General features: G+C 38.4%; 22 protein-coding genes and 1 pseudogene. 8 read left to right on the forward strand and 15 right to left on the reverse strand.

Going from position 1 to position 20,888, the window contains the following annotated elements; genetic code table 11:
• Positions 1 to 6: 6 nt before the first annotated feature.
• The 7 genes from aspA to AC3CH7_RS00175 all read right to left on the reverse strand — a co-directional run bounded on the left by aspA (position 7) and on the right by AC3CH7_RS00175 (position 5,539).
• The gene (aspA, locus tag AC3CH7_RS00145) at positions 7 to 1,428 is read right to left on the reverse strand and encodes an aspartate ammonia-lyase (protein ID WP_012294323.1); all 1,422 of its coding nucleotides are present in this window, start codon (positions 1,426 to 1,428) and stop codon (positions 7 to 9) included.
• Positions 1,429 to 1,712: 284 nt separating this feature from the next.
• Positions 1,713 to 2,342, reverse strand: a complete 630-nt coding sequence (locus AC3CH7_RS00150; protein ID WP_012294322.1) for an NAD(P)-dependent oxidoreductase — start codon at positions 2,340 to 2,342, stop codon at positions 1,713 to 1,715.
• Positions 2,343 to 2,413: 71 nt separating this feature from the next.
• A complete protein-coding gene (locus tag AC3CH7_RS00155) occupies positions 2,414 to 2,827 on the reverse strand; it encodes an Rrf2 family transcriptional regulator (RefSeq protein WP_012294321.1) in 414 nt (137 codons plus the stop codon).
• A gap of 114 nt (positions 2,828 to 2,941) precedes the next feature.
• Positions 2,942 to 3,148, reverse strand: a complete 207-nt coding sequence (locus tag AC3CH7_RS00160; protein ID WP_031419865.1) for a hypothetical protein — start codon at positions 3,146 to 3,148, stop codon at positions 2,942 to 2,944.
• A gap of 44 nt (positions 3,149 to 3,192) precedes the next feature.
• Entirely contained in the window at positions 3,193 to 3,381 is a 189-nt protein-coding gene (locus AC3CH7_RS00165) for a hypothetical protein (protein ID WP_012294319.1), read from the reverse strand.
• 178 nt (positions 3,382 to 3,559) lie between these two features.
• Positions 3,560 to 4,537: a thymidylate synthase gene (locus AC3CH7_RS00170; RefSeq protein ID WP_012294318.1), complete on the reverse strand. Its 978-nt coding sequence runs from the start codon at positions 4,535 to 4,537 to the stop codon at positions 3,560 to 3,562.
• A gap of 78 nt (positions 4,538 to 4,615) precedes the next feature.
• Positions 4,616 to 5,539: a hypothetical protein gene (locus AC3CH7_RS00175; protein ID WP_031419867.1), complete on the reverse strand. Its 924-nt coding sequence runs from the start codon at positions 5,537 to 5,539 to the stop codon at positions 4,616 to 4,618.
• Between the two features lie 189 nt (positions 5,540 to 5,728).
• Between AC3CH7_RS00175 and AC3CH7_RS00180 the strand changes: the two genes are divergently transcribed.
• From AC3CH7_RS00180 to AC3CH7_RS00190, 3 genes are all read left to right on the forward strand, one after another.
• Complete coding sequence (locus tag AC3CH7_RS00180; RefSeq protein WP_488381493.1) at positions 5,729 to 7,927, forward strand: sensor histidine kinase; 2,199 nt, start codon at positions 5,729 to 5,731, stop codon at positions 7,925 to 7,927.
• On the forward strand, positions 7,905 to 8,528 hold the full coding sequence (locus AC3CH7_RS00185) for a response regulator transcription factor (protein ID WP_230591387.1): 624 nt from the start codon (positions 7,905 to 7,907) through the stop codon (positions 8,526 to 8,528). The genes AC3CH7_RS00180 and AC3CH7_RS00185 overlap by 23 nt, the downstream gene beginning before the upstream one ends.
• Positions 8,529 to 8,742: 214 nt before the next feature.
• The gene (locus AC3CH7_RS00190) at positions 8,743 to 8,943 is read left to right on the forward strand and encodes a cold-shock protein (RefSeq protein ID WP_012294314.1); all 201 of its coding nucleotides are present in this window, start codon (positions 8,743 to 8,745) and stop codon (positions 8,941 to 8,943) included.
• Positions 8,944 to 9,004: 61 nt separating this feature from the next.
• Here AC3CH7_RS00190 and AC3CH7_RS00195 read toward each other — a convergent pair whose 3' ends face one another.
• The gene (locus AC3CH7_RS00195) at positions 9,005 to 9,385 is read right to left on the reverse strand and encodes a hypothetical protein (RefSeq protein WP_080695248.1); all 381 of its coding nucleotides are present in this window, start codon (positions 9,383 to 9,385) and stop codon (positions 9,005 to 9,007) included.
• Between the two features lie 152 nt (positions 9,386 to 9,537).
• On the reverse strand, positions 9,538 to 10,707 hold the full coding sequence (gene ccsB, locus AC3CH7_RS00200) for a c-type cytochrome biogenesis protein CcsB (RefSeq protein ID WP_031419871.1): 1,170 nt from the start codon (positions 10,705 to 10,707) through the stop codon (positions 9,538 to 9,540).
• A 903-nt stretch (positions 10,708 to 11,610) separates the two neighbouring features.
• On the opposite strand from ccsB, the gene AC3CH7_RS00205 reads away from it, so the two are divergent.
• Together AC3CH7_RS00205 and AC3CH7_RS00210 are read left to right on the forward strand one after the other, a co-directional pair.
• Complete coding sequence (locus tag AC3CH7_RS00205) at positions 11,611 to 12,348, forward strand: class I SAM-dependent methyltransferase (protein ID WP_036161554.1); 738 nt, start codon at positions 11,611 to 11,613, stop codon at positions 12,346 to 12,348.
• A 301-nt stretch (positions 12,349 to 12,649) separates the two neighbouring features.
• Positions 12,650 to 12,823: pseudogene (locus AC3CH7_RS00210) on the forward strand (transposase); the annotation flags it as partial.
• Positions 12,824 to 12,964: 141 nt separating this feature from the next.
• On the opposite strand, the gene AC3CH7_RS00215 reads toward AC3CH7_RS00210, so the two are convergent.
• From AC3CH7_RS00215 to AC3CH7_RS00225, 3 genes are read right to left on the reverse strand one after another with little or no spacing between them, the layout of a single operon-like run.
• Positions 12,965 to 13,393, reverse strand: coding sequence for a GNAT family N-acetyltransferase (locus AC3CH7_RS00215; RefSeq protein ID WP_036168127.1), 429 nt, complete (start codon positions 13,391 to 13,393; stop codon positions 12,965 to 12,967).
• Entirely contained in the window at positions 13,390 to 13,878 is a 489-nt protein-coding gene (locus AC3CH7_RS00220) for a GNAT family N-acetyltransferase (protein ID WP_036168123.1), read from the reverse strand. Before AC3CH7_RS00220 ends, AC3CH7_RS00215 begins: the two co-directional genes overlap by 4 nt.
• The gene (locus AC3CH7_RS00225; protein WP_241740542.1) at positions 13,878 to 14,468 is read right to left on the reverse strand and encodes an SMI1/KNR4 family protein; all 591 of its coding nucleotides are present in this window, start codon (positions 14,466 to 14,468) and stop codon (positions 13,878 to 13,880) included. Before AC3CH7_RS00225 ends, AC3CH7_RS00220 begins: the two co-directional genes overlap by 1 nt.
• Positions 14,469 to 14,641: 173 nt before the next feature.
• Here AC3CH7_RS00225 and AC3CH7_RS00230 point away from each other — a divergent pair, with 173 nt between their 5' ends.
• Complete coding sequence (locus AC3CH7_RS00230) at positions 14,642 to 15,196, forward strand: GNAT family N-acetyltransferase (RefSeq protein ID WP_031419701.1); 555 nt, start codon at positions 14,642 to 14,644, stop codon at positions 15,194 to 15,196.
• Between the two features lie 167 nt (positions 15,197 to 15,363).
• Here AC3CH7_RS00230 and AC3CH7_RS00235 read toward each other — a convergent pair whose 3' ends face one another.
• Entirely contained in the window at positions 15,364 to 15,921 is a 558-nt protein-coding gene (locus AC3CH7_RS00235) for a histidine phosphatase family protein (protein ID WP_099805180.1), read from the reverse strand.
• 1,019 nt (positions 15,922 to 16,940) lie between these two features.
• Between AC3CH7_RS00235 and AC3CH7_RS00240 the strand changes: the two genes are divergently transcribed.
• Together AC3CH7_RS00240 and AC3CH7_RS00245 are read left to right on the forward strand one after the other, a co-directional pair.
• Positions 16,941 to 17,111 (forward strand): aspartyl-phosphate phosphatase Spo0E family protein, encoded by a 171-nt coding sequence (locus AC3CH7_RS00240; RefSeq protein WP_025117185.1) that lies wholly within the window; start codon positions 16,941 to 16,943, stop codon positions 17,109 to 17,111.
• Between the two features lie 165 nt (positions 17,112 to 17,276).
• Positions 17,277 to 17,747: a hypothetical protein gene (locus AC3CH7_RS00245; protein ID WP_036161549.1), complete on the forward strand. Its 471-nt coding sequence runs from the start codon at positions 17,277 to 17,279 to the stop codon at positions 17,745 to 17,747.
• Positions 17,748 to 17,855: 108 nt separating this feature from the next.
• On the opposite strand, the gene thrS is transcribed toward AC3CH7_RS00245, so the two are convergent.
• The gene (gene thrS / locus AC3CH7_RS00250) at positions 17,856 to 19,769 is read right to left on the reverse strand and encodes a threonine--tRNA ligase (protein ID WP_488381494.1); all 1,914 of its coding nucleotides are present in this window, start codon (positions 19,767 to 19,769) and stop codon (positions 17,856 to 17,858) included.
• Between the two features lie 555 nt (positions 19,770 to 20,324).
• On the reverse strand, positions 20,325 to 20,681 hold the full coding sequence (locus AC3CH7_RS00255) for a hypothetical protein (protein WP_031419694.1): 357 nt from the start codon (positions 20,679 to 20,681) through the stop codon (positions 20,325 to 20,327).
• Positions 20,682 to 20,888: the final 207 nt, after the last annotated feature.

The raw sequence follows: 20,888 nt of genomic DNA on the forward strand, positions 1-20,888 counted from the left end.
TTACCATTATTTTAAATTCATGATGCTAGAGCCAGCGATTCCTGGGTGTGTCATTTCATATGGGTCTAAAATTAGGTCTAGCTGTTCATTTGTTAAGACACCCGCTTCAATACAAAGTTCACGGATTGAACGACCTGTTAGAATCGCTTCACGCGCAAGACGAGCAGCAACTTCATAGCCAATATGAGGGTTCACAGCAGTTAGTACCCCTACACTTTTCTCTACATATTCTTTCATACGTTCTTCATTTGCTTCGATATCTTTTAAGCAGTTTTCTGTAAACGCACGGAAGACATTATTCATAATGCTGATAGATTGGATAAGGTTAAATACTAAAACAGGCTCCATAACATTTAACTCTAATTGACCAGCTTCAGAAGCTAATGAAATTGTATGGTCGTTACCAATTACTTGGAAAGCCACTTGGTTCAGTACTTCTGGCATCACAGGGTTCACTTTACCCGGCATGATAGAAGAACCTGGTTGACGAGCTGGTAAAAGGATTTCCCCTAATCCGGCACGTGGACCAGAAGCCATTAAGCGTAAGTCATTAGCAATTTTCGACATATTAATCATACAAATTTTCAACGCACCCGATACTTCTGTATAAGCATCTGTATTTTGTGTAGCATCAACTAAATGTGTCGCACCTTTTAATGGTAAACCAGAGATTTCTGCAAGGTGCTCATCGACAGATTTAATATAATCTGGGAAGGCATTTAAACCTGTTCCTACAGCAGTAGCGCCCATATTTACATCATATAAGTTTGGACGTGTTTGACGTATACGTACAATATCACGGTTGATGACACGGCAATAAGCTTCGAACTCTTGTCCTAAGCGAATTGGCACAGCGTCCTGTAAATGCGTACGTCCCATTTTAATGACATGTGCAAATTGCTCTGCTTTTTGATGGAAAACAGATTGCATATAATCCATCGTTTCTAATAATTCATCTATTAAATTTAACACAGCGATATGAATAGCTGTTGGGAAAGCATCGTTTGTTGATTGTGACATATTGACATGACTGTTTGGACTTACTGTATGATAGTCACCCTTTTCTTTTCCTAAAATTTCCAGGGCGCGGTTGGCGATGACTTCGTTGGCATTCATATTGATGGATGTTCCTGCTCCACCTTGGATTGGGTCTACAAGGAATTCTGCATCCCATTTGCCATCAATTACTTCTTGTGCTGCTTCGACAATTGCCTCACCAATTTCTTTTGATAATAGGTGTACTTCCATATTACTTAAAGCAGCTGCTTTCTTCACAATCCCCATCGCTTTAATAAGTGAAGAGTGAATTGTGTAGCCTGTAATCGGGAAGTTTTCCGTTGCACGTAATGTTTGAATTCCGTAATAAGCCTCTGCTGGTAATACGCGCTCACCTAAAAAATCTTTTTCTATACGTTGTGTTGACATCATTGTCGTCTCCTTTTATGTAATACTCACACTTGATAGTAGCTAATAAAAGTCGTATTGTAAACAGTCATTTTTCTGTAAACGAAAAAAATCCTTCAAAAAAGCAAAGAAATCGCTAAAAACCGAGCACATTTTAATAATGCGCTAGCATTATTAGCCGATTACCAAAATAATTAGGCAACTGTTTGAGATCGTATTACAACAGCTACTGTCTCGTTCAGCAATTATGCAAAAAAACCAATAGAATAACCGACTAGGTCCATTCTATTGGTTTGTTCCTTCTTCTATTATTTATTCGATGTGACAGTAAAACGGCTATTTTGATGTTGAGGATTTTCAAGCTCATCCAATACTGCCACTGCATAATCTGCGTAGCTTACATAACTTTCACCAGCTTCATTTACTAATAAATGATCTACCCCTGCTGTATAGTGACCTGTACGTGGACCTTCTGGATCAAAAAATGCAGACGGACTTAAAAATGTCCAATGGATAGCAGATTGTTGTAGATCCTGTAGGTTTTGTCCTTGATTTTGCGCAGTTGCTAGGTACAAAGCTGGGAAATCTGGTGTTTCCATCACACGAATTTGTTTTTCAGGGTCTACAAAAAGGCTGCCTGCCCCTCCGACAACAAATAATCTTGTATCAATGCCTTTAAAAATTTCGATTAAATGACGACCAGCTTTCACATGTAAATCCTCCTGACCTGCTGGTGCGCCAAACGCATTCACCACTACATCGAAGCCTTTCATTTCTTCTTGCGTTAAATGAAACACGTCTTTTTCAATTACGGGGATAGCTGTTGTTACTTTTGCTGCAGAACGAACGATGGCTGTTACTTCATGACCACGTTGCACCGCTTCCTCTACTATTTTTTGTCCTGCTTTACCTGTTGCACCAATGACAGCAATTTTCATTGTATGTTCCTCCTTAAATTATAGTTGTAACTATTTTAGTTACAGGTTAGATACAGAAAGACCATCTTCGCTTAAGTACGAAGCTGATCTAGCACATCCTGCAAAGTTTGTGCGTGTAGCTGTGCTTCCATTGCCTGCCAAATAGATGTATACACATCTTCCAAAGTATGTTGGATTTCTCGTCCCACTGCACACGCTGGATTTGGCTCATCATGAATTGCAAAAAGCTGTTCTGGCCCATTGATTGCTTGATAAATTGCTAAAAGTGTTAAATTCTTTGGCTCCACTAAAAGCTCGTACCCTGCAACCCCGGAATGTGATAAAAGTAATCCTGCCTTTTTCAGAACACCAATCATTCGTCTTACGACCACTGGATTTGTATTTACACTCCCAGCGATAAAGTCCGATGTAAGTAAGCTTTTATCAGATGTTGTAGCAATTAGCGAAAGAATATGGATCGCCACCGAAAATCGACTGTTCACCATATGTATCACCACCTGTTGTAACCATTATAGTTACAGGTAAGTAAAAAAGCAAGCACTTTGTTTTTCACTACCTGTCTTTATTTTTACGTTTCTTCATGTCATTATACATACAACTTAGATTTTATTTACATATATCACTAGCTCCTGTCGTATTTGCCCATTGTCCTCATAAAAATCTAAATTATGAAATTCATATTTAAAATGACCTACCGGAAAAGTCACACTTTCTCCCTGTACAGCCGCAAGTATACCTGCCACATCGTGTGAAACCATGTGTAATAATTCATCGCCCGTGACTGAATCTAGAAAGATTACGTTCATAAAAAACACCTCCACAGCTATTATAGCTTAGAAGGCGCTTACATTTATAGTCTTTCTTTATAGCCTTTCATACGAATTTCTTCAATCACTTGCATCATGTCGAAAAGTTGTTGCCGGGATAAATGGGAAGTGTGAGCGTCCTGCGCCTTTTGCTCGGAAACCATTTTTCGTTCTAGATGATTAGACTGTTGGGGATTATCTTCCACTTGAAGTACTGTTGTTTTCTTCACCATTTCACCTCTACCATAAATTTGACCGACATTCCATTTCAAATCATGCTAACAATCCCACAATTACTATAATCAAGTTCCTAGCAATCAGTCATCCAACTGCTAGCCTATTTAGTAAAACATATATTTTGACCTACTTATTGAGCCTAAAAAACAGCAGCCAAACTGGCTGCTGCTTATGTTAGACCGCAATCGGCGCTTTAATAGCGGGATGTGGGTCATAGCCCTCGATTGATAAATCCTCAAGCTCGATATCAAAAATCGAAGTTTTATTTGGATTGATGTGTAATGTCGGTAGGTCCTTTGGCTCCCTAGCAAGCTGTTCTTTTACTTGTTCTACATGGTTCGCATAAATATGAGCATCCCCAATGCTATGAATAAATTCACCCACCTCTAATCCACACTCATGTGCAATTAAATGAGTTAACAATGCGTAAGAAGCTATATTAAAAGGACAGCCTAATAAAGTGTCTAAGCTTCTTTGCATAAGCTGACAGCTTAATTTGCCATTAGATACATAAAATTGGAACATAACATGACATGGTGGCAATGCGGCTTTACTGCCCTTCGCACCTGCATTGATTACATCCTCAGGGTTCCACGCATTGACAATAATCCGACGTGAATCTGGATTATGCTTTATTTGATGAATGACATCCTGTAACTGGTCGATGCTTTCCCCAGTAGAAGTTGACCAATGACGCCATTGCTTGCCATAGACATTACCAAGCTCTCCATATTTTTGAGCAAAATCATCATCGGCTAAAACACGCTCACAAAAAGAGGCTAACTCTTGTTGGTACATGGTATTAAATGCGTCATCGACTAAACAACGTCGACCAAAATCGGTCATATCCGGGCCAGTATAATCATCTGATTCCACCCATCTTTTAAATGCCCATTCATCCCAAATATGATTATTATGTTGCAATAGATAACGGATATTCGTATCCCCTTTAATGAACCATAACAATTCGCTCGCGACAAGCTTAAAAGGTACGCGCTTTGTCGTTAAAAGTGGAAACCCTTTGCTTAAATCAAAACGCATTTGATAACCAAAGACGCTATATGTCCCCGTACCAGTTCGATCCTCTTTTTTCGTGCCATTTTCTAATATATGTTGTAGTAAATTTAAGTACGCCATTTCTGGATGCGTCATTTTTCTTCAACAGCTCCTTCCAGTTTGCTGTTGACCATTATACCATTTCATCCCGGATTTTCGTATGAAGAAATTATTTCATTGTAAGCCTGAATGAGAGGAAGAGTTCTTCAGCTCTCTCGAAATCTCATTCTCTGTCGTGACAAAAAAGGTAGGAAGCAAAATAATATTTAATAAAACAGGGCCTACAATCACTAATAAATCGATGCCTGGACTAAAATATAGACCGAATGCTGTAATCAGCCCCGAAAAAACAAGGAATACAATTTGCGCAACAATAATCATGATTGGCAATGATTGATACATGTAATTTAGCTTACGGAACTGATGTAAATTGGCTGGATTGTCGATGACTTTCCTTTTTAACCGTCTCGATAAAATAAAACAAGCAAGCAATTGAACCACCATAAAACTAAAATAAATGACCGCATAAAGGATAAATGGACGTTTCTGTATCGTACCATCAAAATGACCGACTCTTTGGTTTAATAAATCATTAACGGCTCCTTCATACACATATTGACGTTCACTTAAAAAAGGAAAAGGCTCCATAAAACCGAGTGCTGCCCAATCCTTCGTATTCACCGTCCAATTCGATAATTTACTCGCTAAAATTTTCAATTGAATTGGATCTTGCTCGCCAAACATTCCTACCAAAATACTATAAGGAATGGCTACTTTTAGCTGTCCATCTTGTTTTTCTTGAAATAGATCCTGAATGTAAAAGGTATAGGATACATCTGATTTATTGGTATCGTAACGAGCCTCTTCAATTTCCCAATGGCTGGCTAGGGATGCTTGAATGCCATTTCTCATCTCCGTATATGGGATATCTTTATGTAATCTCTTTGGAATTTTATAAACAAAATGGTTATCACTACCGATTAGACAAATTTCAACTTCCACTTTATCTTCATTAACCATCTTAGCCTTCGTGGTCAATGGGCTCGTAATCAACGCAATCAAGAAAAAAAGAATCAGTGTTAAAACGCCTTTTTTCACGTAAAAGTCCCCCTTTTCGTCATAATTATTAAATTTACACTATCATAGCCATGTCCGAAAAAACTATTTCGTCATTCCGAAAACGCAATAGTGGTTTTCCGAAAGCCTATATTTCGGTATTCCAAATTTATCAATAATTAGCGATAATATATAGGAGTTTATTATCATCTAACAAACAGAGGTTTCATAATGAAAAAATGGACATATGGTATTTTTCTTACCTATTTAATGCTCGGCACCTACGTATTAGCAATTGCCATAAAAACACCTTTTATTAGTCTCACCCTTGATACGACAAGCGGGCAAGCAGCTATTATGGATAGCTACTATTCTTCCTGGGCTTCTCAACAAAATATTGAACAGGGTGATATTGTTCTAGCCATTGATGGGCAACCTTCCTGGGAAAATCGCTCTGTGCAATTATTCTCACTGATTAGAAGTGCCAAACAACTAACTATCCAAAAGTCTGATGGGACGATTCAAACAATTGATGTGAGGCATATAGATATGCCAGAAGAATTATATTTGCAAATTCTATTCCCGATTTTCTATTTTCTTCTCGCTTTCGGTGTAGCTATTTATTTATGGCGACGCAACAAGGATAACCCTCCAACATTTTTATTGACGTTATTTTTATTAACCTGCTCCTTGGCTTATATTAGTACAGGGGCATCAGCAAGGGGCAATCTCATTGGCCAAGTAGTTATTGGTATAGGTATTATTTTATGCATGGTGCTTTTCATTCATTTTTTACAGCACCTTTTCCATTATCTTCAAATTCAATGGACTTATATGGACAGCAAGTGGCTGTATTTTTCACCATTCATCATCCCTGGTTGTTACTTATTGGAAGGCTTAAAACCGTCATTCCGAGAGATTACCCCTCTCCTGAACTTAGGTATATTCGCCATCCTTGTGCTATATGCTATTTATATTTTATTAACGAGTTATTTGCGCACAAAATTGGCTAAAATTCGGTTGATTGCCATTGCCTTTATCATTCCGTTTTTACCATTTCTGATGTTTTTCGTGACACCTGAAATTTTAGGGCATAAGCCGTTATTACACGCTGACATAGCCTCGTTATTTTTATTATTTATACCTTTTTCATTTCTGTTCATCCAAGTGAACGAACGATTATTTGATATTGAATACCAATTATCTCGATTACGTTATTATTCGACTCTGGCGTTTTTCAGTGCTCTCCTACTGACGACAGGTATTGCTCTTTTGTTTATGGGACAATTATCCATAGTGCATGTTACAAGTATTTTTTTACTAGTTTTCATGGTGATGATGGCTAGTTTTTATATAAAGGAACGTATTGATTTTAAGTATCGAAAAATTATTTTTTCTTCTACTGGAAATTATGTACATAATTTATATGCCGCCGTTCAACGTATGGGGAAGGCTAAAAATCAACAAGATTTACTGGAGCGCTTTAAGTATGAAATCACCGAAAAGCTAGGCACGACAGCCTTCAACATAAGCATAGTCACAGAAGATACACCTGCTCCCCTGCCCGAAACCCACTATACTCAATTGCTGCTACATGATGCAGGTGACGAAAAAATAGTGTTAGAAATTAAGCATGCGCTACAAAAGGAAGAACTGCTGTGGCTCGAGCTACTTGCACTATATGTTTCAATGTCTATTAATAATTTACAGCAAATTGAAGATTTAGTACTTGAAGTTCAACAAATGAAAAATACGAGTGATACACCCCTTCCTTGGCTTGATAAACTATTATGGAATATCATTGAGAAGGAAAAGAGTATTTTAGCACAGGAACTACATGATACGGTTTTGCAGGAGCAGCTACATTTAGCAAGAGAACTCGATGTCCTCGCTGGCACCCCTATAATTCAAAGGGAAACCATTTTGGATATTCGTGAACAGCTCCTGAATGCCACAAAGGATTTACGGGAATATTGTGAGAATTTAAGCCCGCCCCTATTGGATACCTTTGGCTTACAAATGGCCTTAAAAAAATTAATTCAAAAGGTAAAAATACGAGCCAATTTTTTAGTAAGCTCTCAAATTGAACGAGTAGAATTTAAGGATGTCACACTCCATCTAGTCGTCTATCGCCTAGTACAGGAGCTATTAAATAATGCGATTAAACATGCCAATGCCACAGAAGTGTCTTTAATCCTTCAAGCGATACCTCAAGGCTTTATTCTTCAATATGATGATAACGGTGTAGGCTGTAATATAGAGGATTTAATTCAGTCTTCCGCTTCTATGGGCATCAATGGAATTCGTGAGCGTGTCCGTGCCTTTAATGGGGACATTACCATCCAATCTAGCCATAATGAAGGAATGCATATTTTTATTCAAATACAAGAGGACGGGGATTCATATGATGAACATACTTATTATAGATGACCATCCTGTCGTTTTAGATGGTACAAAAACATTGTTACAGGATTTAGTCAATGTCCAGATTGAAACCGAACAGGATAGTACAGCAGTTATACGAAGAATGGATACAGAAGCCTTTCAGTTATTTCTCATTGATATTAATATGAAACCCATCAACGGTATCCAACTTGCCGAAATGATTAAGAAAAAACAACCAGATGCCCTCATTATTTTATATACAGGCTACGAGCTTTCTGATTATTATGAGCTATTAATTGAGAAAAAGATCGACGGTTTATTATCAAAGCTGGCAACCAAAGAGCAAGTCATTCAAACCATTCAAGCTGCCCTTCGTGGTGAAATTTTACTGGCAGCAGACTTCTTAGACTTTGTCCAGCAACGCTCTAACTTGCCGAATAGCCGCCAGGAAGTATTGCTCAGTGATAAAGAACAGGAGATTTTACAGCTCGTGGCTCAAGGCTGTACAAATAAAGCCATTGCATCTGCCATCGGTGTTACCCAAAGAACCGTTGAGAATTATTTGTCCAAGCTATTCGTTAAATTAAACGTTGAATCTCGTGCGGAGGCAGTGATTGTTGCAAAGGAAAAGGCATGGATTGACTAATGCTAGAAGATCGTTTCATTACTAATAGATTACAATTGTAAATTTTTTCTTACTAAAAACGGAATTTACTGGATATACAAACAATTCTGTACTATAATAAAACTAATAATTACATTACTTCATTGCTACGATTAAAAACGAGTATTCAAAGGGAATACGCTTTTTATATGTATTGAAGAAATTGATTGTTGAATTTTTTGGGGAGGGTGTTTACATGACACAAGGGACAGTAAAATGGTTTAACGCAGAAAAAGGTTTTGGCTTCATCGCAGTGGAAGGTGGCAATGATGTATTCGTACATTTCTCAGCTATCCAAACAGATGGCTTCAAAACTTTAGAAGAGGGCCAAAAAGTTGAATTCGGCGTAGAAGAAGGCAACCGTGGACCTCAAGCAACGAATGTAGTGAAACTATAATATTCACCTCACATAGACGAGCAAATGAAAAGAGACATCCTTAAATTGGATGTCTCTTTTTTCATGTTCTCGCAGTAAGACTTATGATGGCAATATACAACGGGTATCCCCCAAGCATGACCAACAGGATAAGTCCTTGCACTGGGACTGGCATATCTCCTCGATGGGAAATAGGAAACAGATAGGCAAAAATCATTGTGAACATCACAGTATACGGGAACCATAAAATCATTGTTGCATAAACCCATCGACGATGCCCAAGCCATGTAACTGAGAGCCTATACATAAATATCGTCGCTACAATAAGCCCCACTAATTGAACAATAAGAAGGAAAAGATCCAACTTATCCCCTGCCCAGCCCGTAAGTCGTAGTAGTCGATAATAATTGAGTTGTAAGGCCATAGATAGAAAGAAAATCAAACCATACAGCAGACTAACCATATTCAATTTTAGAAAAAAGGACACCTTCATCGCAATTTTCCTTTCATAAGTATGGCTTAGCTTGAATACTTCGAAGCACGCCATCTATCTGAATGAGTGGCTCCCTCATTTATTTAGGAGCGGGGTCCTGTTGCAAATAAGAAAAGGAGTTCCTACGCATAAGAATGCAAGCCTGCAATCACTAGATTAACAAACACTTGGTTAAACACGATGATACCGAAGCCAATAATGGCAAGCCATGCTGTTTTCTCTCCTTCCCAGCCTTTGGATAAACGGAAATGAAGAAAGGCTGCGTAAAATAAAAAAGTAATCAATGCCCAAACTTCTTTAGGGTCCCATCCCCAGTAACGACTCCAAGCTATTTGTGCCCAAATCATGGCAAACAACAGTCCACCTAATGCGAATAACGGGAAGCCTATGACAACTGCTCGATAGGAGATTTCATCCATTAATTGTGGCTGTACGCGACTTGTCCATGGCTTTAATATGGCACTCACCGATTTTCTTGTGACCAGACGAATGGCAGCATAGAGGACCGTACCAATCATAAATGCCCAGACAATTGAATTGAACTTTTTAGCATCTATTTTATTTGTCATTTGGATGAATCCAACCGCATCACCAGTTTCTGTGACCGCTCCTTTATTCACAATCAAGGGTTTCATGGAATAGATTACTTTTTCTGACTGACCTTGAGCATTTTCGAATTGTACCTGTACGTCATCCGCTGCAAGGCTGAAAAAAGTCGAAATGCCGATAAATCCAATTACGACAACCAAGCAATACAAGACGAATTCTAACGAATATGTACTGATGGATTTTTTGGAAACATCCAATGTTTTTAATAAAAATATTAATCCAGTGGCAAAGGACACCGATAAAATAGCACTGGAAAAAGCGACGGTCATCACATGTATAGTTAACCAGTGACTTTGTAAAGACGGAACGAGTGGTGACACTTCTTTTGCGAAAACGCTTCCATAGCCAAGAATGATTAAGGACACAGGAATTGTAAATAAGCCCACAACAAGTTGCTTGTATAAAAAATGGATGATGAGATAACTCCCTGTAAGCATGATGCCAAAGAACGTCATAAATTCGTACATATTGCTGACGGGTGCATGTTCTACAGCTACCCATCTCACCACAAAATAAACGAGCTGTAGGACAAAGGCAACAGAGGTAAGGAGTATACCAAACTGACCAAACATCTTCCCCTTCGATTTGACAGCAAGTCCTAATGGCACAATGGCAATCAGTAATAGGATGAAGGCAAAAAATAAGGCATTACTACTAATGGCTAATAAGGTTTCTTGATTCAACGGAATCCCTCCAACGTCTTTTAATACGGAATTTGCTTCCAAATAATAAGAACGCTTCGGATGACAGGAAGTGCCATAATTTCCTTTTAATTTTTTTTATTTTTAAGAATTGTTACATTTTTATGACGAAACAAATCATAAGATATTTGACAAGGTCTTGTTTATCTGAAGAAACGGCCATATTCTAACCATAAAAGACATTCATCCTTCCATGAAAAATAGCAACAGGCACAATGGATTGACCTCATTCACGAATTATTGAAAGTAAGCAACAAAAAAGCGGCTATCCACACTGCTGGCATAGGATGGGCTTATCTAGTTCAGCTATAGGGGCAGTAAATAAACAGGTACGTTACCTCGACAGTCAATTTCTTCTAGTAAAGCGCGGAGGCTGAACCAATGGTGAACCCTATTAGGTATAACAAAACGAGTTGAAAAAGAGTGATGATGAAAAGAAGTATGATGCGTAAAGTATTAGGAGGTTTAACAAAAAGGATATGAAAATACTGGATAGGAGCCATAATTATATAGGCTTTATGAAGGAAAACATTGTAAAAAAAACAGGTCGCTGGGTGAAATTCTTTTAAACATGAATCACCGATAGACATGGGGATCATCATGGTAGCACCAAGTAACGCTCTACCATGCTCCAGGAAAGTTAGAAAATAATACACCAAAGACGTGAGGCTATATAGAAAACTTTGTGATGAGTAGAACCCACTAGCTTTCTTCCGAAAAAATAATTGTTAATAATTGGAACTAAAACACGATTTAATAATGGCATGCCTCTATCTACATCTTACAAAAAATTGTATTATAAGTCTATTTCTTTTTCATTTCCCATGGGAAAATAATAGTGCGCACAAATGACATAACGTTATGTTTCACAAGCTGGAGGTTAAAATGAAACAAAATATTTATGACAATCCTGAATTTTTCAATCAATACAAGGCATTACGTCAAAGACCAACTAATTATAATCGTCTTTTAGAGCAACCTACCATGAAGTCTTTACTGCCACCTTTAACGAATTTACAAGTACTCGATATTGGCTGTGGCATGGGAGAATTCGCCCAATACTGTATCCAACACCACGCCAAGCATGTGACTGCTTTGGACGTATCAAGCAATATGCTATCCATCGCTCAGTCAGAAAATGCACATCCACAAATTGATTATAAACTACAAGCTATTGAGGATTATGAAGCATCCGCCAATCGTTTTGATTGTATCACAAGCTCACTTTCGCTTCATTATGTTGAAAATTTTGAGGCAGTCATTGGTCAAATAGCCCGAATGCTACGTCCAGACGGCGTTTTTATTTTCTCAGTGGAGCACCCGATTGCTACCGCTCGTCGAACGACGGAGGATAATTGGATGTATGATGAACAAGGTAAACAGCTACATTATGCAATGGATCACTACCAAGAGGAAGGCATAAGACAGCAAACATGGCTGGTGGAGGGAGTGGTCAAATATCATCGCACGATTGCTACCATCATCAATACATTAATTGATCATGGCTTATCAATTGACAAAATTGTTGAACCTCATCCAAGCGATGAAGCTATTCAACAGCTACCTTCTATTGAAAAGGAGCTTCGCCGACCATCCTTTTTATTCGTAAAAGCAAAAAAATAAATGCAAGCCTCACCCTACTACTGTGGTGAGGCTACAGACTGTTGAAAAACTCAAAAAATTTGAGAGTTTGCTTACAGTCTTTTTTCTTTTACAATGAAATAAAGTAAAGCCGTTGATTTCCACTACGGGCGGACGCTTTCCGCGGGCGGGGTCGAGCTGCTTCCCTCGCTTCGCTCAGTCCAGGATCTCGACTTTCCCGCTTTTCCCGCAGGAGTCGCCGCCCTTCGTTCCAATCAACTTCTACATAAAGTACTTACTTTTATCTATATAGGGTGTTGAAAAGTAAATTTTTGAGGTGATAATTTATGCCAAGCGCAAAGAAACGATTGAGCGTGTCTTTGCGGATGCAAAAGAAAAGCATGGTATGCGATGGACAACCTTAAGAGGTCTAAAAAAATGGTCCATGCAGACGATGCTTCATTTTGCTGCCATGAATTTAAAGAAACTAGCTACTTGGACGTGGCAGACAGCTTAAGAGAGCATCTATGCTCGAAGAGTATGTTGGATACAGCAATGATTTACCAAATATTGAAAATGAAAGAGATAGAAAAATAACAAAAGCCATCGAGAATGAACTTCTCGACGGCTTTTGTCTATAGTCTGAAGCCTCACCCTACTACTGTGGTGAGGCTATTTTTACATAAATAATTTCCGGGTCACCGTCATCAAGGTTTTCAATAACGCCGCTTTTGACAAACCCTAACGTCTGAAATACATTTTGCATCGTTGTATTAGACTGATTCGTAGAGGAAAAAACCTTCAACGTTGTGGACGTTTTTACATAAGCATTAATTAATGCAGAGGCTATACCTTTTCTTCGCTCTGATGGCTTAACCATGACCAAGGAAATGAAATCATAGCCAAAAAAGTCCTGAGTAAAAATTAAGAATCCTGTAATATCATCAGCAAAATGGTGAAGCAGACAACGTTTCTCCTCGATCGCTTGCTGAATTTCATCACTTCTGGATGAATTCCCAATCACCTCATGATCGATTGCACATAGTGCCTCCAAATGCTCCAACCTTGCCACTTTTATATCGCTCAAATCTCCACACCCTCCATATAATAACTCATGACCTTAAGCTCTTCGCCAAAGCCAATCGCCTGTTTACCCTCATCTACAAACCCACATTTTGCATAGAGTGCTTGTGCCGCTACATTTGGAATATTAACGCCTAGTACTAGCTCGTTAATGGATGGAAAATGCTGACGAACAAAGGTTGGTAACAATTGTAGAGCTTCCTTAGCATAGCCCTTGCCCTGTTCATGATAATCGGTAGAAAATGAGCGAATTAATAATGCCTGTTCATTCGAGGAATAAGGCCTCACTCCTTCTTTTTCATGTAACACAAAAAAGCTTACTAGCTTATCTCCATCTAAAGCTAAAACAGCATGTCTACTGTCATCCGACTTAGCAAGTTCAATGCTATCCTTTGGTGACTTTGTATAACGAAGCTGCTCTTCTGTAATGGTATATTGCTCTACTAACGATTGAGACTTGTCCTCATAAAGCATTAAAGTCAGAGCCATCAAAACTCCTCCTCGTAGAGAGCTGTAAATTCATAATCCCCCTCAACAAGCTGCTGTAAATATTCATCAAACGAAGAGGCAATGACTTCAAAGCCATCGGGATCATGGACATATCGAACCACTTGCCCTATTTGGCCCCTTTCAGTTGGCGAAAAATCAAGATACAAACTAGATGTTCCTCCATTATTCATGCAATCTGCAAAACATAATCGCTCATTCAACGGTACATGCATATTAATCTTATTATCTATGTCCACATACTCTAAAAAGTCCTGATAACGCTCAAAAATTGTGTCACGCTGATGTTGAAAATCTGCTAGGATTTGTTCAACTGACTTTAAATAATACGGGTATTCTCCCAAATCAGAGCCTAGTACAAGCACACTGATAGTTTCTTTTCCATGCTTGCAATGATAAGTGCCGTTGACATCCTGTAGTAGTTCAATTAAGGATTGCGGACTATGAGGAAATATTTCTAGTAAACTTTCAATTTGTGCATCTGAGGCACCTTGTGCCTTCTGTAATTGTTGTTGCTCCTCCTGCGGTAAAAATTGTAGTAAATTTTTAAAATAGGCTGTATGCACTGCCATTCCTTCCTCTCTTAAAAAATATTCCCCGAAATTGGTAGACATGGTACAATTTAAGCATTCTAATTAAAGGAGTAGTGCCTGTGAGTGCGAAAAATGTAGTAAACGCTAACGTTTTGCTATCAATCTAGGGGTTGTAACAATACTTGCAGCCCTTATTAAAGGGAGAATAATACATGGAACATTATGTAAAAACATTTTTAACGGGTCAATTAATTACTTTACAGCAAATGTCCCCCGCTGATTTAGAATCATTTGTAGCCATTGAAAGTGAAACAAAATCTTTACTCCTAGCCAATGATGAAATTCCCTTTCCCCAAACTATGGAGGACCATTCCACATTCTTCCGTTCTATCAGTGGAAAAAAAGATGAATTCTTCTTTGGTATCTATGAAAAAGAGACTCAGCAATTAATTGGTTCCTGCGGTGTTTTCGCCGTTAACTGGCAAAACAGCACTTGCTCTGTAGGTATTTCAATTGGCCAGCAATGGCAAGGAAAGGGCTATGGCACGGATGCTATGAAAACACTTATTGAATTCATTTTCCAATACATGGCTATCCAAAAAATCAAGCTGCAAGTCTTTAGCTTTAATACGGCAGCTATTCGCTCCTATGAAAAATGCGGCTTTACTAAGGAAGGGCATTTACGAAAAGAAATATTCCGCTTCGGCACCTTCCATGACATATTAGTATTTGGTCTATTACGTTCTGAATGGACACAAATCAAATAGTAGCTGTTCCCCAAGGGAGATACATAAATCTTGTCTTCTTTGGGGTTCTCCTAGATTTAACGAATCGGCATAACACGTTGCCCCACAGACACATTGTTGTTTTGCCCAACTGCCTCAGTAATAGTCCTTTACGTTGGCCCTCTCAAAAAACCTTCACTGGTTGTCTGTCAGCCCTTTTGCCATACACGTTCTACCTCTACTAAAGTTAGCCCACGGAAAGATAATCGATACACATCAGGCATAGACAGCCTTTGCCAAAAATCATAACCATATTGGGCATCAAAGGATTGCATCATCAGCACCATAATATTGCCATGCGTACCAATAACTAAGCTGTCATGGGGGTGAGAAAGAATGATGGATTGTAAGCTCTGTATAGCACGCCTCATTGCCTGCTCATTAGATTCCCCACCTGCCCACGCAAAACTTGGTTCTTGCCAAACTCGTTGTATCGCTTCCTGAAAATCTTCCATCGTTCCATTGGCAAGCCGTCGTTCTTTTAGTGCATCCACTATTTTAATTGGCACATCATGATACTTAGCAATACCCTGTACTGTTTGAATGGCTCTTTTATAAGGGCTCGAATATATCGCATCGATTCGCTGATCGTTCAATAAGGCTGTTACTCGATCCACATCCCTAATCCCTTTTAAGGATAGCGGACGGTGATACTCAACCTCTGAATAATCGGCATGTGCATGTCTCACAAAATATAATTCGGTCATTCCTGTCACCTCTATTCATCATTTGCTGAATCAAGGTAAATGAATCTTCCAAATACGCTCTTGCAATTGTAATGTAAAGGCCTCTATATAACGTTAGCTACCTACATAAATTTCCAGTTGGGCAATCTACCTATCGCTTCAGGAATACTATTCGGTCATAAACCTATATAATACATGTGCTTTGAGCAAATCACCTTCAAGGGATTCATCATAGCACTGCTTTTTTTTGGAAATTTTTTTCGCTATATGTAATGGCATATAATGCATCCATACGGACTCCAGCACTCATTCCTATCATTAACAGCATTTCCTCTGATGAAAATGCCTGCTTTCCATCATTTTAAAAATGGAGGGTAGGCTTCTTTTTTGTTAAAGGAAATCTTCTACATAACTAAAATGAATGGAGGTTGACTGGATATACATAATGGATGGTTCCTGTAAAAGGCTCCTCCTACTAGTGAAATAGAAAAGAAACGACAGAAGCTAGCATTTTCAGCATGCACCTCCCCACCTCATTCCACCTTCTATTATTCCATTAATTTCAAAGATTCTCAATAATTCTCCACACACAATGAAATGTCCCCATTTCTAAACAACATCAAAGCTAATTTGATAAAATGTGACAAGATACGGATAACGCCATGAATTGTTAGAAAATTCAATATCAAATAACAACTTTTTTCATAGTATAAATGGTTTAAGCCCCATCTTTTTCACACTTAATTTTTTCTAAATAAAAACATGAAAATAACCCCAATAACTTCTTATTTAGGGTCATAATACTTAGCTAATATTTAATAAATGGTTTTTTATCAGAAACTATTTTACTATTAGGTAAAAATAGTTTGTTTCTTACTTTGCAGGATGAAGGTCCCTATCTGTGACTAAATTACGAATTTGATTTACGATACACAATATGACATTTTTTTTAATATAAGTGATATACAATGAAAAAGTTGAATCGAGGTCATAGGGAATTAATTTTATGAATAAGGATAAAAAATTAGGAGGAAAATATCTTGGTAAACTTATTACTTAAACAATTCTTGAAGGCGGAAATTGAGATCAAACGTAGAATTATGTATAAAAAAGCAAAGGATCTTGGTTTCACTCACCCGGCTGTAGTAGATTACAGTCAAGAATTGGACGTCCTACTAAATAGATATTTAAAACAAGCACAAGCTTCCTAATCATAACGAGGCATATAATAGAAGAAAGTATAGATATGGGTAAAGCCAGACCTACATTATTCTGGCTGGTTTTATCTTTGCATCATGCTAGCACAACCTCTCTTATGTATAGATCCAAAAAAAGTAGGCGATGTTTTGGATAAGAAGACATTTGGAGGTTGAATAATGCATGTATTCATCTTAACTTTTATGGTTGTTTCCAAAATATTATTGCCACCCCAACATTCAGTAGACCTTACGGCACCCACACTTTGCACACCAACTGAAATAAATACACTATATCAATATCCAAACAACCAATTTCAATCGTTTCGTGATGAGGACGAATTTTATCAGCAACTAAATCGTACAATTTACGAGGAATATCCCCATGCTTCATGGAATATTCGGCAAAAAATAGCCTATAGAGATATAGCGGAGGCGATGGAAAGCTTTTATTTAAAAACCAATAGTAAACAAGAAACAATAGACCTCTCTCAACATACTTTTGTTCATCCCAATCGACAAGTTTATTTTTTAGCATCTTTTCAGCACAATACCGATGAGACCTATCGAAAATTTCTAATCATCGACGCTGAAACACAAACCGTTTTACTTGGTCAATCCCAATTCCAAGAGAGGACCAAGGACCTTTAATTCATTGTATGCATCGCATCTAGATTCTAGTAGTCATTTCAAAAAAATAGAAATTATTTTTTTGAAAGCTTGCTCTGAATAGTAAATCTATTCAAAGCAAGCTTTCTTTTATAAGCTCTTTTGTTTGATGGCTTCTGTTATTTCTTTCATTAATTGTGATACTGTATATTCAACAGAGGCTTGTTGTCCGTGTCTACGGACGGAGATGTTTTGATTGGCCGTCTCCCGATCACCGATAACAATGATATAGGGTATTTTATGCAATTGTGCCTCCCGAATCTTTTTACCGAGCTTTTCCTGACGATCGTCAATTTGCACCCTAATTTGCTCATGTTGCAGGGCTTTTACTACTTGCATGGCATAGTCTTGATGTGCATCCGCTACTGCAATGACTTGCACTTGTTGCGGTGCAAGCCAAGTGGGGAACGCCCCTCCAAAGTGCTCAATGAGAATACCAAGGAAACGATCAATGGAACCAAACACCGCACGATGGATGACAATCGGTCGAACTTTTTCATTGTGTTCATTAATGTATGTTAAATCGAATTTCTCAGGTAGCTGGAAATCGAGTTGTACTGTGGCACACTGATGACTTCGGTGAATAGCATCTTTAATATGGATGTCGATTTTAGGTCCGTAAAAAGCGCCATCCCCCTCATTAATTGTATAGTCGATGCCTAAATTTAACAGAACATTTTCAAGCGCCTCTTCTGCCTGATCCCATAGCGCCAATTCTCCCATATAGTCATCTGGACGTGTCGATAATTCAACCGTGTATTGGAAACCAAATACGTCGTACACCTCATCAATTATGTTTAGTGCCAATGCAATTTCATCCTCAATTTGCTGAGGTGTAGCAAAGATATGTGCATCATCCTGACAAAATGACCTAACACGTAACAATCCATTCAGCGCTCCGCTAAATTCATGTCGATGCACTTGCCCGAATTCCGCCATTCGTATCGGTAAATCTCTGTAAGAATGTAGGTTATTTTTAAAGATTAGCATATGTCCTGGGCAGTTCATTGGCTTTAAGGCAAAGCTTTGATTATCCACCTGCGTAAAGTACATATTGTCTTTATAATGATCCCAATGACCTGACTGTTCCCATAAACGCTGATTCATCATTAGAGGTGTTCTTACTTCCTGGTAGTCATATTTTGCTTGTAAATTTCGTAAATAGGATTCCAGCTCATTACGTAAAATTTGACCGTTTGCTAAATAAAAGGGCATTCCCGGTGCTTCCTCTGAAAACATAAACAATGACAGCTCTTTGCCCAGTTTACGGTGATTTCGCTTTTCAGCTTCCTCTAAAAACACGAAGTATTTTTGCAGTTCCTCTTTTGTAGCAAAGGCAACCCCATAAATACGTTGTAGCATCTGATTGTTGCTATCGCCTCGCCAGTATGCACCCGAAACATGCATTAATTGGAAGTGTTGTAATTTCCCTGTAGATGGAACATGGGAACCTCGACATAAATCATAAAATTCCCCCTGCTCATAAATTGTCACGGTTTCATCGGCGGGAATAGACTCCAACAGTTCCAGCTTTAACGCATCATGAGCAAATAGCTTCTTGGCTTCATTCCGTGAAACCTCTCGTCGCTTGATCTGCACATTTTCCCGCACAATTTGTTTCATCGTTTTCTCAATCTGTTGTAAATCACTCGGTGTCAGTGTATCCGCAATGTCAATATCATAATAAAAGCCGTTTTCAATCACGGGTCCTACCCCAAACCGTGCATGGGGGTATAGCCGTTTGACAGCCTGTGCTAACAAATGGGCCGTTGAATGACGAATAACCTCAATCCCTTCCTTAGAGCTTGCATCATACAATGTAATTTGAGCATCTTCCATAATCGGGCGCGTCAAATCAACGATGGTTCCATTAACACTCCCCGCGACTGCCTTTTTGCGAAGCTCAGGACGAATCGCTTGGGCAATTTCGGTAAGTGTCACGCCTTTTGTAAATGCTTGCTGTTGACCATCTGAAAATTGAATGTGAATAACTTGATTTGACATGTTCTCGACTCCTTTAATTTTTATCAATTTTGCTCTGGCGTCATAGAAGTCCTGTTTGTGCTCACACAATTCGAAATTCTATGGACCTACCCGAGACATGATCCTCATTCAGCTTTAGAATGGGAATCAAAATAAAAAAACACATATCCGCCCCTGCATAGGGACGAGTATGTGTTCATTACCCGTGGTTCCACCCAAATTCCCACTAGTAAATAGACTAGTGGCTCATTGATTTTGCTGTAACGTTGCAAAAGACGGTGCAAGTTTCCAAGCACAGCTCCAAGGTAGTAAGAAGGGATCACAACATTAGGAAGCTTGCAGCGAATGCCTCCCTCTCTGAAAATGGTTAATCGATTCTCTTGTCCTCATCATTGCCCATTTCATTTTTGCATGAAATTGTTAATTACTATAACGAATACAGTTTTTTTTGTCAAACATAGAAATAAATAAATTATCCATTTGTTCTGGTCGATTATATACCATGGCACATCATGCACAATAAGCCTATGGCATAGGAAACATGCCTGTTAATCAATAGTGTATTATTATTAGTCATTAATGATTTTTTATTTCTAAAGTCTCACTTTCAGATTGCCATTGCATATGAATAATTGGCGTAGCATTCTGCTTAAAAAAACTCTCACTTTCTTTTTTAGTAAAGGAATAATACCCCTCTTTATTCAACTGCACATCCACTATATCTTGGGATTCCTTTTCCCCTTCAATGGTGATTTGTAATGGTCCTAAATCAGCCTTATCTTCAAGATAATATAAGCGTAATCCTTGATCAGAATTACTATGGTAGATCGCTTTCCAATGATCACTTTTGGCGATATAATGAACTTCCTTTTCAGGGCTCTGACAGGCTGTTAACAGAAGTACTAGAATCATTGGCATTATCCATTTTTTCATTTTATATTCCCCCTCACAATGCATGGTAACAGTCAATCCAGTTGGTTTTTTATCCTTGTACTCTGTAAAGATAAAGCTGAGTCCTTGTATGTCATTGACTAATGGAGGGTCACTACATATCTAATACTTTCTTACCCATCTGAGCTAATCGCTCCTGTGTGACAACATTCGTAGGGAGGGTCTAAAAATAGCCCTAAAAAATGGCGA

This window comes from Lysinibacillus sp. F12 (assembly GCF_057773605.1).

Bases quoted from the DNA above. Each gene is read 5' to 3' on its own strand.
- aspA (WP_012294323.1), bottom strand. From the start codon at position 1,428: ATGATGTCAACACAACGTATAGAAAAAGATTTTTTAGGTGAGCGCGTA.
- AC3CH7_RS00150 (WP_012294322.1), bottom strand. From the start codon at position 2,342: ATGAAAATTGCTGTCATTGGTGCAACAGGTAAAGCAGGACAAAAAATA.
- AC3CH7_RS00155 (WP_012294321.1), bottom strand. From the start codon at position 2,827: ATGGTGAACAGTCGATTTTCGGTGGCGATCCATATTCTTTCGCTAATT.
- AC3CH7_RS00160 (WP_031419865.1), bottom strand. From the start codon at position 3,148: ATGAACGTAATCTTTCTAGATTCAGTCACGGGCGATGAATTATTACAC.
- AC3CH7_RS00165 (WP_012294319.1), bottom strand. From the start codon at position 3,381: ATGGTGAAGAAAACAACAGTACTTCAAGTGGAAGATAATCCCCAACAG.
- AC3CH7_RS00170 (WP_012294318.1), bottom strand. From the start codon at position 4,537: ATGACGCATCCAGAAATGGCGTACTTAAATTTACTACAACATATATTA.
- AC3CH7_RS00180 (WP_488381493.1), top strand. From the start codon at position 5,729: ATGAAAAAATGGACATATGGTATTTTTCTTACCTATTTAATGCTCGGC.
- AC3CH7_RS00185 (WP_230591387.1), top strand. From the start codon at position 7,905: ATGAACATACTTATTATAGATGACCATCCTGTCGTTTTAGATGGTACA.
- AC3CH7_RS00190 (WP_012294314.1), top strand. From the start codon at position 8,743: ATGACACAAGGGACAGTAAAATGGTTTAACGCAGAAAAAGGTTTTGGC.
- AC3CH7_RS00195 (WP_080695248.1), bottom strand. From the start codon at position 9,385: ATGGTTAGTCTGCTGTATGGTTTGATTTTCTTTCTATCTATGGCCTTA.
- AC3CH7_RS00205 (WP_036161554.1), top strand. From the start codon at position 11,611: ATGAAACAAAATATTTATGACAATCCTGAATTTTTCAATCAATACAAG.
- AC3CH7_RS00220 (WP_036168123.1), bottom strand. From the start codon at position 13,878: ATGGCTCTGACTTTAATGCTTTATGAGGACAAGTCTCAATCGTTAGTA.
- AC3CH7_RS00225 (WP_241740542.1), bottom strand. From the start codon at position 14,468: ATGGCAGTGCATACAGCCTATTTTAAAAATTTACTACAATTTTTACCG.
- AC3CH7_RS00230 (WP_031419701.1), top strand. From the start codon at position 14,642: ATGGAACATTATGTAAAAACATTTTTAACGGGTCAATTAATTACTTTA.
- AC3CH7_RS00235 (WP_099805180.1), bottom strand. From the start codon at position 15,921: ATGACCGAATTATATTTTGTGAGACATGCACATGCCGATTATTCAGAG.
- AC3CH7_RS00245 (WP_036161549.1), top strand. From the start codon at position 17,277: ATGCATGTATTCATCTTAACTTTTATGGTTGTTTCCAAAATATTATTG.
- thrS (WP_488381494.1), bottom strand. From the start codon at position 19,769: ATGTCAAATCAAGTTATTCACATTCAATTTTCAGATGGTCAACAGCAA.
- AC3CH7_RS00255 (WP_031419694.1), bottom strand. From the start codon at position 20,681: ATGAAAAAATGGATAATGCCAATGATTCTAGTACTTCTGTTAACAGCC.